The organism is Candidatus Brevundimonas colombiensis (assembly GCA_029202665.1).
GTDB lineage: Bacteria > Pseudomonadota > Alphaproteobacteria > Caulobacterales > Caulobacteraceae > Brevundimonas > Brevundimonas colombiensis.
In genome coordinates this window covers 2381115-2396553 of sequence record CP119326.1, presented here as the reverse complement: position 1 = coordinate 2396553, position 15439 = coordinate 2381115, and the positions used below count along the sequence as shown (strand labels likewise).

The 15439-nt window shown below is 66.0% G+C and carries 18 protein-coding genes and 1 other RNA gene; 10 read left to right on the top strand and 9 right to left on the bottom strand.

From position 1 onward, the window contains the following. Window positions 1-1074, bottom strand: coding sequence for an Mrp/NBP35 family ATP-binding protein (locus P0Y50_11660; protein ID WEK39197.1), 1074 nt, complete (start codon window positions 1072-1074; stop codon window positions 1-3). Between the two features lie 75 nt (window positions 1075-1149). Here P0Y50_11660 and miaA point away from each other — a divergent pair, with 75 nt between their 5' ends. The 3 genes from miaA (at window position 1150) to P0Y50_11645 (ending at window position 2983) form a co-directional block, all read left to right on the top strand. Then, window positions 1150-2022: a tRNA (adenosine(37)-N6)-dimethylallyltransferase MiaA gene (miaA, locus tag P0Y50_11655; GenBank protein ID WEK39196.1), complete on the top strand. Its 873-nt coding sequence runs from the start codon at window positions 1150-1152 to the stop codon at window positions 2020-2022. A 15-nt stretch (window positions 2023-2037) separates the two neighbouring features. Continuing rightward, window positions 2038-2405, top strand: a transfer-messenger RNA (tmRNA) gene (ssrA, locus tag P0Y50_11650). Window positions 2406-2509: 104 nt separating this feature from the next. Further along, window positions 2510-2983, top strand: a complete 474-nt coding sequence (locus tag P0Y50_11645; GenBank protein WEK39195.1) for a ClpXP protease specificity-enhancing factor SspB — start codon at window positions 2510-2512, stop codon at window positions 2981-2983. Window positions 2984-2986: 3 nt separating this feature from the next. Here the strand turns inward: P0Y50_11645 and P0Y50_11640 are convergent, their stop codons facing one another. After that, a complete protein-coding gene (locus tag P0Y50_11640) occupies window positions 2987-3358 on the bottom strand; it encodes a RusA family crossover junction endodeoxyribonuclease (GenBank protein WEK39194.1) in 372 nt (123 codons plus the stop codon). 60 nt (window positions 3359-3418) lie between these two features. Between P0Y50_11640 and fumC the strand changes: the two genes are divergently transcribed. Beyond that, window positions 3419-4810 carry a class II fumarate hydratase gene (gene fumC, locus P0Y50_11635; protein ID WEK39193.1) on the top strand — a complete coding sequence of 464 codons (1392 nt, stop codon included), beginning with the start codon at window positions 3419-3421 and terminating at the stop codon, window positions 4808-4810. A 67-nt stretch (window positions 4811-4877) separates the two neighbouring features. On the opposite strand, the gene P0Y50_11630 is transcribed toward fumC, so the two are convergent. Together P0Y50_11630 and P0Y50_11625 are read right to left on the bottom strand one after the other, a co-directional pair. After that, a complete protein-coding gene (locus tag P0Y50_11630; protein ID WEK39192.1) occupies window positions 4878-5264 on the bottom strand; it encodes a YccF domain-containing protein in 387 nt (128 codons plus the stop codon). A gap of 94 nt (window positions 5265-5358) precedes the next feature. Next, window positions 5359-5598 (bottom strand): DUF2171 domain-containing protein, encoded by a 240-nt coding sequence (locus tag P0Y50_11625; GenBank protein ID WEK39191.1) that lies wholly within the window; start codon window positions 5596-5598, stop codon window positions 5359-5361. Between the two features lie 152 nt (window positions 5599-5750). Here P0Y50_11625 and P0Y50_11620 point away from each other — a divergent pair, with 152 nt between their 5' ends. Beyond that, window positions 5751-6998 carry a patatin-like phospholipase family protein gene (locus P0Y50_11620; GenBank protein ID WEK39190.1) on the top strand — a complete coding sequence of 416 codons (1248 nt, stop codon included), beginning with the start codon at window positions 5751-5753 and terminating at the stop codon, window positions 6996-6998. A 2-nt stretch (window positions 6999-7000) separates the two neighbouring features. Next, window positions 7001-7189, top strand: coding sequence for a DUF4169 family protein (locus P0Y50_11615; protein ID WEK39189.1), 189 nt, complete (start codon window positions 7001-7003; stop codon window positions 7187-7189). Window positions 7190-7192: 3 nt separating this feature from the next. On the opposite strand, the gene P0Y50_11610 is transcribed toward P0Y50_11615, so the two are convergent. After that, the gene (locus P0Y50_11610) at window positions 7193-8077 is read right to left on the bottom strand and encodes an EamA family transporter (protein WEK39188.1); all 885 of its coding nucleotides are present in this window, start codon (window positions 8075-8077) and stop codon (window positions 7193-7195) included. A 79-nt stretch (window positions 8078-8156) separates the two neighbouring features. Here P0Y50_11610 and P0Y50_11605 point away from each other — a divergent pair, with 79 nt between their 5' ends. The 3 genes from P0Y50_11605 to P0Y50_11595 are packed head-to-tail and all read left to right on the top strand — an operon-like array spanning window position 8157 to window position 9568. After that, window positions 8157-8603, top strand: a complete 447-nt coding sequence (locus tag P0Y50_11605) for a YbaY family lipoprotein (GenBank protein WEK39187.1) — start codon at window positions 8157-8159, stop codon at window positions 8601-8603. Further along, window positions 8600-8824 carry a ribbon-helix-helix domain-containing protein gene (locus tag P0Y50_11600; protein ID WEK39186.1) on the top strand — a complete coding sequence of 75 codons (225 nt, stop codon included), beginning with the start codon at window positions 8600-8602 and terminating at the stop codon, window positions 8822-8824. The genes P0Y50_11605 and P0Y50_11600 overlap by 4 nt, the downstream gene beginning before the upstream one ends. Window positions 8825-8848: 24 nt before the next feature. Beyond that, window positions 8849-9568, top strand: a complete 720-nt coding sequence (locus P0Y50_11595) for an SIMPL domain-containing protein (protein ID WEK39185.1) — start codon at window positions 8849-8851, stop codon at window positions 9566-9568. Here P0Y50_11595 and P0Y50_11590 read toward each other — a convergent pair. Continuing rightward, window positions 9549-9794 (bottom strand): hypothetical protein, encoded by a 246-nt coding sequence (locus P0Y50_11590; protein WEK39184.1) that lies wholly within the window; start codon window positions 9792-9794, stop codon window positions 9549-9551. The genes P0Y50_11595 and P0Y50_11590 overlap by 20 nt on opposite strands. A 117-nt stretch (window positions 9795-9911) precedes the next feature. Between P0Y50_11590 and P0Y50_11585 the strand changes: the two genes are divergently transcribed. Beyond that, window positions 9912-12290 (top strand): UvrD-helicase domain-containing protein, encoded by a 2379-nt coding sequence (locus P0Y50_11585; protein WEK39183.1) that lies wholly within the window; start codon window positions 9912-9914, stop codon window positions 12288-12290. Between the two features lie 7 nt (window positions 12291-12297). On the opposite strand, the gene P0Y50_11580 is transcribed toward P0Y50_11585, so the two are convergent. The 3 genes from P0Y50_11580 to P0Y50_11570 form a co-directional block, all read right to left on the bottom strand. Beyond that, window positions 12298-13464: a low temperature requirement protein A gene (locus P0Y50_11580; GenBank protein ID WEK39182.1), complete on the bottom strand. Its 1167-nt coding sequence runs from the start codon at window positions 13462-13464 to the stop codon at window positions 12298-12300. 76 nt (window positions 13465-13540) lie between these two features. After that, the gene (gene lpdA / locus P0Y50_11575) at window positions 13541-14947 is read right to left on the bottom strand and encodes a dihydrolipoyl dehydrogenase (GenBank protein ID WEK39181.1); all 1407 of its coding nucleotides are present in this window, start codon (window positions 14945-14947) and stop codon (window positions 13541-13543) included. A gap of 2 nt (window positions 14948-14949) precedes the next feature. Then, window positions 14950-15429 (bottom strand): glutathione peroxidase, encoded by a 480-nt coding sequence (locus P0Y50_11570; GenBank protein ID WEK39180.1) that lies wholly within the window; start codon window positions 15427-15429, stop codon window positions 14950-14952. Between the last annotated feature and the right edge of the window lie 10 nt (window positions 15430-15439).

The window sequence follows — 15439 nt, the reverse complement described above, 5'->3', positions numbered from 1 at the left end:
CTAAAGGCCAAGCGCAGAGGCCGTCGCAGCGGCGATGGCGTCGAAACGCCCGGCCACCTCGCTCGACGGTTCGGCCGCAGCCAACGGCGTCCCGGCATCGCCGGCCTCGCGCAAGGCGGCATCCAGCGGCAGGTCGCCCAGGAAGGGGATGGACAGACGTTCGGCCTCGGCCTTGCCGCCGCCGCGTCCGAAGACGTCGCCGCTCATGTTCTCGATCAGGCCCAAGGTCGGCACGCCGACCTTATGGAACAGCGTATGCGCCCGCCGGGCATCGGCCAGGGCGACCTCCTGCGGGGTAGAGACGATCACCGCCCCGTCCAGCGGCGTCTTCTGGATCAGGGTCAGTTGAACGTCGCCCGTGCCCGGCGGCAGGTCGAGGATCAGGACGTCCAGGGGGGCCTCGGCCGCGCCCCAGCGCGTCTGGCTCAACATCTGGGTGATGGCCTGCGACGCCATCGGACCGCGCCAGATCATGGCGTCGTCCATCCTGGTCAACAGTCCGACCGACATGACCTTCAGACCGTGCGCGCTGTGAGGGATGATGGCGCCGTCCTCATAGGCCGGCTGACCGGACACGCCCAACATGGTGGGCAGAGACGGCCCATAGACGTCGGCGTCCAGAACGCCGACCGACAGGCCGCGCCTGGCCAGGGCGACGGCCAGATTGACCGCGACGGTCGACTTGCCGACCCCGCCCTTGCCGCTGGCCACCGCCAGGACGCGGCGCACATGGGCGGGACGGTCGGTCGGGACCGGCGCCTTGGGCCGTCCCTGATCGACGGCCGCTCTCGACAGCCCCGCCTTGCGCGGCGAAGGCGCCGACGCCGACGCCGCCTCTGCGGTCAGGATGACCGAGACCCGCGCCATGCCGGGAATCGCCTTCAACGCGGCTTCCGCCGCATCGCGGACCGGGGCGTAGGCGGCCGCCTGGCGACGATCGACCTCCAGCGCGAAACCCGCGCGGTCCTCGGCCACGACGAGGCCCTGCACCAGACCGGCGGCGACCAGCCCCTGGCCCGACACGGGGTCGATGACGGCGTCCAGCGCGGCGATGACGGCGGTGCGTTCGACCAAGGCGGCCTCCCGGAAGACTTGCAGGCGATGAGGTGGGCGTTCTATCGCCGTCCCAGCCCTGCCGCGAGCCTCGATTTGTCCAAACCGCCATCAGTCACCCTGCTCGCCGGCCCCACCGCCTCCGGCAAGTCCGCGCTGGCTCTGAAGATGGCGCGTGAAACCGGGGCGGTGATCATCAACGCCGACAGCCAGCAACTGTACGCCGACCTGCGCATCCTGACCGCCCGCCCGTCGCCAGAGGATGAGGCCATGGCCGAGCATCGGCTTTACGGCGTGGTCGACGCGGCCGAGGTCTGGTCCGTCGGCAAATGGAGCCGCGCCTTCCTCAACCTGCTGTCCGAACTGCGCGTGGAAGGTCGCCCAGCCATTCTGGTCGGCGGCACCGGCCTCTATTTCATGGCTCTGACACGCGGTCTGGCCGACATCCCGCCCGTGCCGCCGTCGGTGCGCGATACGGTCGAAGCGGAATATCTGCAGGACGGCGAGGCCGCCTTCCGCCGACGGCTGGCCCAGATCGACCCGGCCTCGGCGCACGCCATCGAACAGGGCGACCGCCAGCGGCTGGTGCGGGCCACGAGCGTCCATGCCGCCACCGGCCGCACGCTTAGCGCCTGGAAGGCTGAAACCCGACCGCTGCTGCCGCCGTCTGAGTGGACCGGCCTGGTGATCGAACCGGACCGCGCCCGGCTGTATGACAACTGCGACCAGCGTGTGGACCAGATGATGGATCAGGGCGTGCTGACCGAGGTTCAGGCCTTGGTGCAGCGGAACCTGGACCCGGCGCTCCCTGCGATGAAAGCTTTCGGCCTGCGGGAACTGGCCGCCCATCTGTCCGGCGAAACGGACCTTTCCGCTGCTGTCGCCGCCTTAAAACAAACGACGCGCAACTACGCCAAGCGCCAGCTGACCTGGTTCAGAAACCAGACCGCCGACTGGCCTCGCGTCTGACGCCTTTTCGACAACGCGCTTGGAAAGCGTCGGTCGTCGCCCTATATTCCAACCGTCCGGTTTCGGCCGGACTATGGCGATAAACGCGCTTGTAATAAGCGGACCGGACCCGGGTGCGATTCCCGGCGGCTCCACCAACTTTCTCCCCGCGTTATCGGCGGAGGAGGCATGGGGCCGACTAGCATCGACGGACGTGTAAAGAGGATTGCTTTCGCTCGTCCTGGCCCACCGTATCGGGCCATTTTCTAACTGCGAACGATAACTTCGCTGGAGAAGTCGCTCTCGCCGCGTAATGCGGTTCGAGTGATTTCGAATCTTAAGTCCTAGGGGTTCAGATCCTTGGGCGGGGCCTGTCGGGAGCCTGGCAACAGAATCCCGGCGCTTTCGCCAAATCATCGGTACGGCGACAAATCTCGCGCTAACCTTCAAAGCGCCTTTCGCCATCGCGTCCGCCCGTCTATCAGTCGCGCTCTGTTGCGAGGTGACGATGAGCGACCAGACCCCTCCGGTCGATGAGATGCAGTACGAGCGGCTGGCGCACGAGGCCCTTCGCGGCGTCATGCGCGGGGCGCTGGAACGAGTGCTTGCCGAGGGCCTGCCCGGCGCGCACCATTTCTATATCACCTTCAAGACGCGGGCTGCGGGCGTCAGCGTCGCGCCCGACATCCTGGCGAAATATCCCGACGAGATGACCGTCGTGCTGCAGCACCAGTACGATGACCTGCGCGTCGAGACGGACCGATTCTCGGTCAAGCTGCGCTTCGGCGGCATGCCCAAGAGCCTGGCCATCCCCTATTCGGCCGTCACCCGATTCTATGATCCCAGCGTGCAGTTCCTGCTGCAGTTCGAGGAGCCTGAGATCGTCGAGCCGATCGAGGAAACACCCGATCCGTCCCACGACCCGTCGCCCGCCTCGGACGGCCCCAAGGTCGTCTCGCTGGATCAGTTCCGCAAGAAATAGGCGTCAGGGACGACGCGGATAGGAGCGGATCACAATCCGCTCTCTTTCGCCCTCGTGCCGCTCGACCAGCAGCCGCGCGACCTGGGCGTCGTCGTGGAACAGATAGCCCTTGATCGAATCCAGCAGGGCCTTGGCCAGATTGTCCAGGTCCATCCACGGCGGTTCGCCGACGTGCTCCATGCGGATTTCCACGACATGGTCTCCCCATGACGGACGGGCGCCGCGCCATTCCTTACGCATGAACTCATAGACCAGCGGCTTGTAGTATTTCGCCTGGGTCGTCAGGCCGTCGATAACGATCTCGACAGCGTCGCCATCCTCGCGCGCCCGGACCTTGCCGGTGCCGATCCAATCGCCGTTCATCTTGCCCTGCATGAGTTGCGTGCTACACCGCCGCGCAACCCATCGCCACGCCTGAGAGACGAGATTCCGCGCATGAGCAACGTCCGCATTGAAACCGACACCTTCGGTCCCATCGAAGTCGCCGCCGATCGTTACTGGGGCGCCCAGGCGCAGCGTTCGCTGGGCAACTTCAAGATCGGCTGGGAGAAACAGCCCCTGCCGGTCGTACGCGCCCTGGGCATCGTCAAGCGCGCCGCCGCCGAGACCAACCGCGATCTGGGCAAGTTGGACCCCACCCTGGCCGACGCCATCATCAAGGCCGCCAACGAGGTGATCGAAGGCAAGCTGAACGATCATTTCCCGCTGGTCGTCTGGCAGACGGGTTCGGGCACCCAGTCGAACATGAACGCCAACGAGGTGATCTCGAACCGCGCCATCGAGATTCTGGGCGGTGAAATGGGCTCCAAGAAGCCGGTCCACCCGAACGACCACGTCAACATGAGCCAGTCGTCCAACGACACCTATCCCACGGCCATGCACGTCGCCTGCGCCGAACAGGTGGCGGGCGACCTGATCCCGGCGCTGAAGCATCTGCACGCCGCGCTGGAGGCCAAGGCCAAGGCCTGGGCCCACATCATCAAGATCGGCCGCACCCACACCCAGGACGCCACGCCTCTGACCCTGGGTCAGGAGTTTGGCGGCTACGCCCAGCAGGTCGCCAACGGCATCGAGCGGATCGAACAGACCCTGCCCAAGCTGATGGAACTGGCCCAGGGCGGCACCGCCGTCGGCACCGGCCTGAACGCCCCCATCGGTTTCGCCGAAAAGGTCGCGGCCCAGATCGCCGAGATCACCGGCCTGCCCTTCACCACGGCGCCGAACAAGTTCGAGGCCCTGGCCGCCCACGACGCCATGGTCTTCAGCCACGGCGCCATCAACACGGTCGCCGCCTCGCTGTTCAAGATCGCCAACGACATCCGCTTCCTGGGCTCCGGCCCGCGTTCGGGTCTGGGCGAACTGGCCCTGCCGGAGAACGAGCCGGGCTCGTCCATCATGCCGGGCAAGGTCAATCCGACCCAGTGCGAAGCCCTGACCCAGGTCTGCGTCCAGGTGTTCGGCAACAACGCGGCCATCACCTTCGCGGGGTCGCAGGGCCACTTTGAGCTGAACGTCTATAATCCGGTGATGGCCTACAACTTCCTGCAGTCGGTGCGTCTGGTCGCCGATGCGGCCATCAGCTTCACCGACAACTGCGTCGTCGGCATCGAGGCCCGCGAGGACAATATCGCGCGCGGCCTGAACAACTCGCTGATGCTGGTCACGGCGCTGAACGGCAAGCTGGGCTACGACATCTGCGCCAAGATCGCCAAGACCGCGCACAAGAACGGCACCACCCTGCGCGAAGAAGCCGTCGGCGGCGGTTATCTGACGGACGCCGAGTTCGACGAGGCCGTCCGCCCCGAAAAGATGATCTCGCCGGGCTGATCGACCAGACGGTCCCGAAATCAGAAAGCGCCGATGTCGGATGCGACATCGGCGCTTTTTCTTTGGCTCAGGCCTTGTCGCGGATCGTGCGTCCGACGGGCGCCAGCGCCAGCTTGGCCAGTTCCAGATCCTTCAAGGCGAAGGGGATGCCGATGATGGAGACGAACTCCGCCACCGCGATCGCCAGATGCGACAGGGCGATGTACCAACCGGCGACCACAAACCAGACCACATTGAGAACCACGCCCAAACAGCCGGCCACGGGGTGCGCCTCCTGCCAGACGATCTCGCGGCCGAACGGCCAGAAAGAATAGCTGGCGATGCGCCACGCCGCGAAGGTCCACGGCAGACCGACGACAGTCAGCGCCAGTATCGCGCCGCCCAACAGCCACAGCAGGCCCGAAAGCCACCCCCCGAACACGAACCACAGGACATTCAGGATCAGTCGGATCACGGTCGGCTCCGCAGGGTCGGTTTTTGCCACCGGAATACACAAAAGGCCCCGCCTGCGACAGCGGGGCCTTCATCCAGAAATGGCAGTCTGGGACTTAGTGAGGCTTTTCCGACCAGCGCGCCTTGGCGTCCTCTTGCGTCAGGCTCAGGTGGACATGCTTGTCATCGACCCGCGAAACCCAGCTGACCGGGATCATATGGTGTTTGAACCCGCCGGCGAGGTCCAGCTTGGCCAGTTCGATCTGGTCGCCCAGGACGTGGTCGACGCGACCGACGTGACCGCCGTCCGAACCGACGACTTCCAAATGTTCCTTGATAAGCGAAACGTCGACCATGGTATCTCCAATACAGGGTTGTTCCTGTCGCTGAGAACGTGACCCTGCGCCTGGGGTTTCAAACAGCGCCGCTTCGAAATCGGGATTGCGTCTGGCGGTCGCACCCGCAAGTCTGTATGTGACGATCGTTCATACACACTGGAACTCTGCGAATGCGGTGGATCGGGTCGGGTCTTTTCGGCGTCGTCATGGCCTTGACGCTGACGGCGTGCGGTACGCTGGAGCGGCCGACGGGTCCGCTCAGGATCGTCGAAGGCACATTGGTCAAGGCCGAGGATCCTCGCATCCGCAGCAACGACCAGGCGCAGTTGCAGGCGTTCACCCAGGAAATCGCCAGTCGTCTGAGACCCGATCATCCCACCACGATTCTGGCCTTGTCGGGCGGCGGGGCCAACGGCGCCTATGGGGCGGGGTTGCTGACGGGCTGGAGCGAGCATGGAGACCGCCCCACCTTCGACGTCGTGACCGGCGTCAGCACCGGCGCCCTGGCCGCCCCCTTCGCCTTCCTGGGCTCGGACTGGGACGACGAACTGCGCCAAGCCTATACCAGCGGCGGAGCCAGCAATATCCTGAGCTGGCGCAGCTTCGCCGCCTTTCTGAACCCCAGCCTGTTCTCGTCCCAGGTCCTGCGCAAACTGGTTGACGACAATGTCACGCCCGAACTGCTGCGTGCGGTGGCGCGCGAACACGCCAAGGGCCGCCGCCTGCTGGTCGCCACCACAGACCTCGACAGCGAACAGACCGTCATCTGGGACATGGGCCTGCTGGCCAGCCAGGGCGACGAGAATGCCCGCGAGCTGTTCAAGGAGGTGCTGGTCGCCTCGGCCAGCATCCCCGGCGTTTTCCCGCCGGTCCTGATCGCCGGACTTCAGGACGACGACAAGGTGGTGCTGGAGATGCACGTCGACGGCGGGGTCAACACGCCCTTCCTGGCCATTCCCGAAGACCTGATGTTATGGACCCGCTCCCGGGACGCCGGGCGGGTGGGCGCCCTCTACGTCATCGTCAACGGACAGACGGGTCGCAACGACGGCGTCACGCCCGGCCGCCTGTCGGGCATACTGGCGCGCACCTATGACAGCATGAGCAAGGCCTCGCTACGCACCCATCTGGCGATCACCACGGCCTTCGCCCAGCGGAACGGCCTGGACATGTCGCTGTCGGCCATTCCCGACAATGTGGAAGCCTCAAGCCTGAAGTTCGATCAGGAAACCATGTCCGCCATGTTCGAACTGGGCCGCCAGCGCGGTCGCGGACCGGACGCCTGGACCCGCCTGGATCAGAAACAGTCTGACCAGCCCTTCATTCCACAGACCCACGTCGATGAAAGCGAGGTGCCGGCCGTCCTCGCGCCGGCCCCATCCGCCACGCCATCCAAGCCGGAAACTCCGAAAACCTGACCATGGGCGAGATCGTCAATCTGAACCGCGCCCGGAAGTCCCGCGTCAAGGCGGATCAGAAGGCCGATGCCATCGCCAATCGCGTTGCTCACGGTCGAACCAAGGCCGAGAAACAGTCCGCCGATATGGCGCAGGCCCGCGCCGCCCGACTGCTTGACGGCAAGAAGCGGGACACGCGCGGCGGCGACTGATCTTCAGATCTTGGGCGCGCGGATCAGCATCACCTGCCCCGCCAGCACCAGGGCGAGGCCGACCAGGGCGCTCCAGCCGAAACGCGCCCCCTCGAACAACACGGACACCAGCATGGCGATGGGCGGGGTCAGCGCCGAGATATAGCTGGCCAGCGCATATCCCCTCTGGCGGGCGATGGTGAAATACAGGCCGAACGCGATCACCGAGCCGAACAGCGACAAATGCAGCAGCGACAACAGATAGGCCGGCGTCGGCTCGATCCGCCATGTCACCCCCGTCGCAAGGCCATACAGGGCCAGCATGGCCGCGCCGTACGCCATCGCCCATGCCGTCGCCGGCAGAACCGGCGCGCCTGCCTGCTGCGAACGCCAGGCGAACCAGTTGCCCAAGGCCGAAGCCATCACCGCCGTCATGGCGAAGGCCACGCCCAGTCCCGGATTCAGTCCCGCCCCGTTCGCGGTCATCTGCCCGTATGACAGGACGCCGACCCCGATTACGCCGCACACCGCGCCCAGCCAGGCCCCCGGCGCCGCCTTCTGCCCCGCCAGGACCCGGAACAGGATCAGGTTCACGAAGGCCAGGGCCGCGAAGATGACCGCCACGACCGCCGACGCCATCTGTTCTTCCGCCGCATAGACAAATCCGTAGCTGATCGCGAAGACAAAGGCGCCCTGGCCGATGGCCGCCATATGCTGGCGCCGCGTCAGGCGCAGCGGCCGACGCGTCAGGGCGCAGAAGCCGAACAGGACCACCGCGGCCAGACCAAAGCGCCACACGATGGAGACGACCGGATCCACGGGCCCCAGTTGCAGGGTGATCGCATACCAGGTCGTGCCCCAGATAAGAGCGCAGGCGGCGATGGCGGCGATGGCGAAGGGTCGGCTCAAGCGCGGTCTCCAGGCAGGCGCGATCCGCTTATCACCCCCAAGGCCCTCTGGCCCCTCACGTCTTGCGCCCGAGTGTGACATGCTGGACCTTCAACAGGAGATCGCCATGCGAAACGCCGCCTTCGTTCTTCCCGCCGCCCTGGTTCTGGCCGCCTGCGCCACGCCGGGCGAAGCCCCCCCGCCCGTCGCAACCGGCACGACCGTCGTCACCGTCACCGCCCTGTATCGCGAGCGGATCATGCTGCCGCCCGGTCATGTGCTGACGGTGCGGGTCGAGGACGTCAGCCTGGCGGACGCCCCCGCCAAGGTTCTGGCTGAAACGCGAGAGACCCTGACGGGCGGGCCTCCCTATTCCGTGACGCTGGGTTTCCCGACGTCGCAAATCGATCCGCGTCACACCTATGCGGTCCGCGCCGAGATCCGTGATCCGTCCGGCGCCCTGGTCTTCACGACCGACACCCGTCATTCCATCCTGACCCATGGCGCGCCGACATCGGCGGAGATCGTGTTGAAGTCCGTGCGTTGAGCGGCTTGGCCAAGCGTTCCGTCGCCCTGGCGGGCCATGCGACGTCGGTGGCGCTCGAGCCAGAGTTCTGGGCCGTGCTGGATCGGATCGCAGCGGCGCGCAGCCTCAGCAAGGCCCAGCTTCTGGCCGAGATCGACGCCGGGCGCGGGCGACGCCCTCTGGCCTCGGCCTGTCGTCTGCTGGCGCTGGACTGGGTGGCGGACAACGGCCGGGCGGCCTAATCTCCGACGGATGGAGATGCGATCATGAGCGACAATCGACTGGTTCCCGCCGCCCTGTTCGGCGGACTGCTCGCCCTGGGCTTCATCGGGGCGGGCGCCCTGATCGGTCAGGGCGTGATCCATGCGCGCGCCGGCGACCGCACGGTGACTGTGCGCGGCCTGTCCGAACGGAACGTGAAGGCCGATCTGGCGGTCCTGCCGCTTCGGTTCACCGCCTCAGGCGATGTCTTGTCCGAAGTGCAGGGCAAGATCGACAATGACCTGGGGCTTGTCCGCCGCTTTCTCGCCGGCCAGGGCTATCCGACATCGGCCATCGAACTGGGGCGGCTGGAAGTCGCCGATACCCGGTCGCGCGAATACGCCTCGCAGAATGGCGGCCCGCGCTTCATCCTGGCCCAGACCGTGGTGGTGCGAACGAACGATGTGACCCGCGTCCAGGCCACGACCCGCGCCCTGAACGACCTGGTTTGCCAGGACGTGGTGCTGCAGGACTTCCAGGGTCCGTCCTACATCTTCACCAAGCTGAACGACGTGCGGCCGCAGATGATCGCCGAAGGCACAGCCGCCGCCCGCACCGGCGCCGAACAGTTCGCCAAGGACAGCGGCACGCCGCTGGGGCCGATCCGTCAGGCGACGCAGGGATCGTTCGAAATCCTGCCCCGTGACGGCTCTGGCGACAATGAAGCCGCCTCCATCGACAAGAAGGTCCGTGTGGTGACGACGATCACCTACAGTCTGAAATAGCCCCGTCCTGACAGGCGTTTTGCGAGTTCAGCGCGCTGGCCTGCGCCCGTTGCGCCATGAGGCCCGTCTCCGAACGGCGCTCCCCGCCCATCTCGACCAGCACGACCCAGATCGTCAGCAAGGCGAACATGGCCGTCATTCCGACTGCGAAAGCGATCCAGCCTCTGTGACCCGCCGTTCGCGGCCGGTGCGGCGTCGCCTTGTTGATCTTGGTCGTGGTTTGCATCGCAATGGGGGAACCGGCCGTCGAACCGGCAGGTTCCGTGTTTTCATTGCGGCGACGGCCCTGACATTGCCTCGCGGTCCCCTTATGTTCCGCTCTCGATTCTGCCAGATACCCTGAATGACGGATAGTTCTTCACCTGTGACCGACCTTCCCGCCCCCCGTATTTCCGACCTGGCCCGCGCTCGCGCGCCCGAGGGGGCGCAGGCTAGCTACTATCTGGCCGGGTTGAACCCGGAACAGCGCGAGGCGGTCGAGACGACTGAGGGGCCTGTGCTGGTGCTGGCGGGCGCCGGCACGGGCAAGACGCGCGTCCTGACCACCCGTCTGGCCCATATACTGGCGACGGATCGCGCCAAGCCGTGGGAACTGCTGGCCGTCACCTTCACCAACAAGGCCGCGCGCGAGATGCGCGAGCGGATCACCCATTTGATCGGCCCGTCAGCGGAAGGGTTGCGCTGGCTGGGCACCTTCCATTCCATCGCCGCCCAGATTTTGCGTCGCCATGCCGAACTGGTCGGGCTGAAATCCAGCTTCACCATCCTGGACACCGACGACCAGGAACGGGTGCTGAAGCAGCTGCTGGAAGCGGCCAATATCGACACCAAACGCTGGACGCCCAAGTCGCTGTCGGGCCTGATCGACCACTGGAAGAACCGGGGCTGGACGCCTGAAAAGTTGCCGGCCGGCGAGGACTTCGCCAACGGCAAGGGCCAGGGGCTGTACGCCGCCTATCAGGCGCGGCTGCGGTCGCTGAACGCCTGCGACTTCGGCGACCTTCTGCTGCATAATATCACCATCCTGTCGCAGCACGCGGATCTGGCCGAGGAATATCGCCGCCGGTTCCGCTATATCCTGGTGGACGAATATCAGGACACCAACGTCGCCCAGTATCTGTGGCTGCGGCTGCTGACGGCCTCGACAGGCAACGTCTGCTGCGTCGGCGACGACGACCAGTCGATCTATGGCTGGCGCGGGGCCGAAGTTGACAACATCCTGCGGTTCGAACGCGACTTCCCCGGCGCCAAGATCGTCAAGCTGGAGCGGAACTATCGCTCGACCCGCCACATCCTGGGCGCCGCGTCCGGCCTGATCGCCGCGAACCGCGACCGGCTGGGCAAGACCCTGTGGACCGAGGACGACGGCGGCGACAAGGTGCGGGTGCGCGGCGTTTGGGACGGCGAGGCCGAGGCCCGGCTGATCGGCGACGAGATCGAGACCGCGCGGCGTCCCCATGCGGGCGAGCCGGGTCTGAAATACAAGGACATGGCCATTCTGGTCCGCGCCTCGTTCCAGATGCGGGCGTTCGAGGAACGGCTGGTCATGCTGGCCATCCCCTATACCGTCATCGGCGGGCCGCGCTTCTTCGAACGGGCCGAAATCCGCGACGCCCACGCCTATCTGCGGCTGATCCTGTCCGAGGACGACGATCTGGCGTTCGAGCGGATCGTCAATACGCCCAAGCGCGGTATCGGCGACACGTCGGTGCAGAAAATCCTGCAACTGGCCCGCCAGCACGATCTGTCGGCCCTGACCGCTGTGCGCGGCCTGATCAATACCGACGAGCTTCAGGCCCGCACCCGCACGGCCCTGTCCAACTTCGTGCGCGACATCGACCGCTGGCGACAGTTGTCGGAGACCACGCCGCACTGGCAGGTCATGGAGACCGTACTGGAAGAGAGCGGCTATGCCGACATGCAGAAGGCCGACCGGACCAGCGGCCAGACCCGGTTGGAAAACCTGAAGGAATTGGTTCAGTCGATGCAGCAATTCGAGACGCTTCAGGCCTATCTGGAGCATGTCTCGCTGGTCATGGACCTGGACCGCGGCGCGGGCGACGATCCGAACGGCGACGGGGCGGTGCAGATCATGACCCTGCACGGCGCCAAGGGGCTGGAGTTCCCGCTGGTCTTCCTGCCCGGCTGGGAGGAAGGCGTCTTCCCCTCCCAACGCAGCATCGACGAAAAAGGCGAAAAGGGTCTGGAGGAGGAACGCCGCCTGGCCTACGTCGGCGTAACCCGGGCCAAGCAGGACGCGCGGATTTCGTTTGCGGCCAACCGTCTGGTCTATGGCCGCTGGACCTCGCAACTACCCAGCCGCTTCGTCGATGAACTGCCCATCGCCCACGTCGATCCGCAGTCCGACACCGGCTATTACGGCGCCTCGACCGGCATGAAGGAGGCCAAGAGCCGCTGGGACGACGCGCCCTCTTTCGGCAGCGGCTATTCCTCGCCCGGCTGGAAACGCGCCCAGAGCTTCACCGCCGCCCAGACGCCCGCGCGCGTGCCCGCCCGCAAGGCCGTCATCGAGGGCGACGGCCGCCTGATCGCCACCGCCGATCCCAAATCCAGCTCGGGCTGGACGAAGGGTCAACGCGTCTTCCACCAGAAGTTCGGCTATGGAAACATCCGCGTCATCGAAGGCAACAAGCTGCTGGTGGATTTCGAAAAGGCTGGGGAAAAGCGGGTGATCGACAGCTTCGTGGAAAAGGCGGACTGACGAAGGCTCAGACGGGCGTCTTGGCGTCGCCCAGCCGCACGGTCTCCCAAAGGCCCACCGCGATCAGCACGACGGTCGTGGCGATGCTGAGGATCAGCGGCGTCACCCACGGCAGGACCAGCCAGCCGGTCGCCAGGACAACGCAACCGACCAGCCGGGTCCAGGCCACCGTGCGCCAGATCGCCCAACTGGCCACCGCAGTCCCCAACAGGAACAGGATCGGCCCGCCCAGCAAGGTCAGGGCTGTCGCTGTCGCGACGTTTCCGCTCGGATGGGCCAGCACAAGCTCGTCGCTGACCGCCACCACGATGATGCCCGCAATCACCAGGATCGGCGAATAGGTATAGGCGCGCCGCGCCATCCGACCAGGGTCGTCGGAATGCATGATGGCGTCCGAAGCGGATTCGTGCGCCTGACTGAAGAACAGCCGCCACATGGCGACCGTGGACAGAACCGCCGAGACGAAGGCCGCCCAGACCGCGCCCGACGACCAGTCCAGACCGCCGAAGGTGGCGCCGGAGATCAGAAGCGTCTCGCCCAGGCAGATGATGACGAACAGGCCCACCCGCTCGGCCATGTGGCCGCCCTCGATGGTCCAGTCGTCGGTCCGCGAACGCCCAAGCCCCGGAACATAGAAATAGAGCGCCGGCGACGCATATTCGACCGTCAGGGCCGCCAACCAGAACCACAGCCGCTGATCAGGCTCCGCCAGACCGCCCGCGATCCACAGCGCGGCCGAGGCGACCAGCCAGATCAGGATACGAAGGGCGTTCAGACGCAGGCTGGGATCGTCGCGCATCGCCCACGTCATGAAGGCGGTGCGCCCAACCTGGATTCCGGCAAACGCCAGAGCGAACACCAGGCCGTTTTCCTGAAAGGCGTGCGGCAAGGCCGCCGACATCACCAGGCCGATCCCCATCAGAACGAACAGCGCGATCTGCACCGGCTCGCGTTCGGGGTCCAACCAGTTGGTCGCCCAGGAGGTGAAGACCCAGGCCCACCAGACGGCCGCCAGGAGCATCGCCGCCTGTAGAGCGCCCAGCAGCGTCAGATGTGCCAGCAGGCCATGGCTGACCTGAGTGATGGCGAAGACGAAGACCAGGTCGAAAAACAGTTCGACGAACCCGACGCGGGCGTGTTCGCCCGCCACGCGGCTTCTCAACAACGATCGCATCGACGCCCTCCTCGCTAGGTTGCGAGGCTAGCGCGACAATCCGCCGCTGTCCTGCCCGATCAGCGTCCGGCCAAGCCTACAGGTGCAGGACACGTCCGTAGGCGTCCATCGCCGCCTCGTGCATGGCTTCCGACATGGTCGGGTGCGGATAGACGATGCCCTGAATGTCCTCCTCCGTCGCCTCCATGGTGATGGCGGTGACGAAGCCCTGGATCATCTCGGTGACTTCGTGCCCCATCATATGAGCGCCGATCAGGGCGCCGGTCTTTGCGTCGAAGATCACCTTGACGAAACCGTCGACCTCGCCCGCCGCCACGGCCTTACCATTCACGCGGAACGGGAAGCGGCCGATCTTGACCTCGCGCTTCTCGGCGCGGGCGGCCTGTTCGGTCATGCCGACCGAGGCGACCTGCGGCTGGGCGTATGTGCAGCCGGCGATGGGCGAATGGACGTTCGGCGTCTTGTAGCCGGCGATGTGTTCGGCGGCGTGGATGCCTTCGTGCGACGCCTTGTGCGCCAACCAGGGCGCCCCGGCGCAGTCGCCGATGGCATAGAGACCGGGCAGATTGGTCTGGCAGTGGCTGTCGGTCTTGATGTGGCCGCGGTCCAGCTCGACGCCCAGCGCCTCCAGGCCGATGCCGTCGGTGTTGGCGGTGATGCCGACGGCCGAGATGCAGACCTCGGCCTCCAGCGTCTCGGCCTTGCCGCCGATCTCGACGTCGACCTTGACGCCAGACGCGCTCTTGGAAACCTTCGTCACCTTGGCGCCGACCTTGAACTTGATCCCGCGCTTCTCGAACGACTTCTGCGCCGCCTTGGAGACCTCTTCGTCCTCGACCGGCATGATGCGTTCGACCGCCTCGACGACCGTCACCTCGGCGCCCAGGGCGCGATAGAAGCTGGCGAACTCGATGCCGATGGCGCCCGAGCCGATGACGACGAACGACTTGGGTAGTTTTTTCGGGGCCAGGGCGTCGCGATAGGCCCAGATCTTGTCCCCATCCGCTTCCAGTCCGATCTGCGGCAGGGCGCGGGCGCGGGCGCCGACGGCCAGCATGACCGACTTGGCCTCGACCGTGCGCGAACCGCCGGCCGTCAGCGCGATGACGACCTTGGGCGCAGCGGCCCCCTTCTCCAGCTTGGCCGAGCCCTCGATCACCTCGATCTTGTTCTTCTTCATCAGGAAGGCGACGCCCTTGTTCATCGTCGCCGCGACGCCGCGCGAGCGCTGGATGATGGCGTCGAAGTCGAACGACGCGCCGGACGCCGACAGGCCGTATTCCTTCAGGTGCGACAGGCTCTCGAACTTCTCGCCCGACTTCAGCAGGGCCTTGGTCGGGATGCAGCCCCAGTTCAGGCAGATGCCGCCCAGATTCTCGCGCTCGACGATGGCGACCTTCTGGCCCAGTTGGCTGGCGCGGATGGCGGCGACATAACCGCCGGGGCCCGAGCCGATGACGACGAGATCGAATTCAGCAGCCATGATCAGATCAACTTCTCGATGTCGGCCTTGATGGCCGAGGGTTCAGTCTGCGGGGCGTAGCGGGCGACCACCCTGCCCTCGCGGTCGGTCAGGAACTTGGTGAAGTTCCACTTGATGGCCTGGGAGCCCAGAAAGCCGCGCTTCTGGCTGGTGAGCCAGGCATAGAGCGGATGCCGGTTCGGCCCGTTGACCTCCACCTTGTCGAACAGGGGGAATGTCACGTCGAAGCTGGTGGCGCAGAAGGCGGCGATTTCAGCCGCCCTGCCCGGTTCCTGATTGCCGAACTGGTTGCAGGGAAAACCCAGCACCTCGAACGGCGCACCCACGAAATCCCGATGCAGCGCCTCCAGACCGTCGTACTGGCCGGTGAAACCGCATTTGGACGCCGTGTTGACGATCAGCAGCGCCTGCCCGCGATAGCGGTCCAGCGAGACGTCCGTGCCGTCGATGGCGCGGGCGGAGAAGTCATAAACCGAAGTCATGACCCCTCTC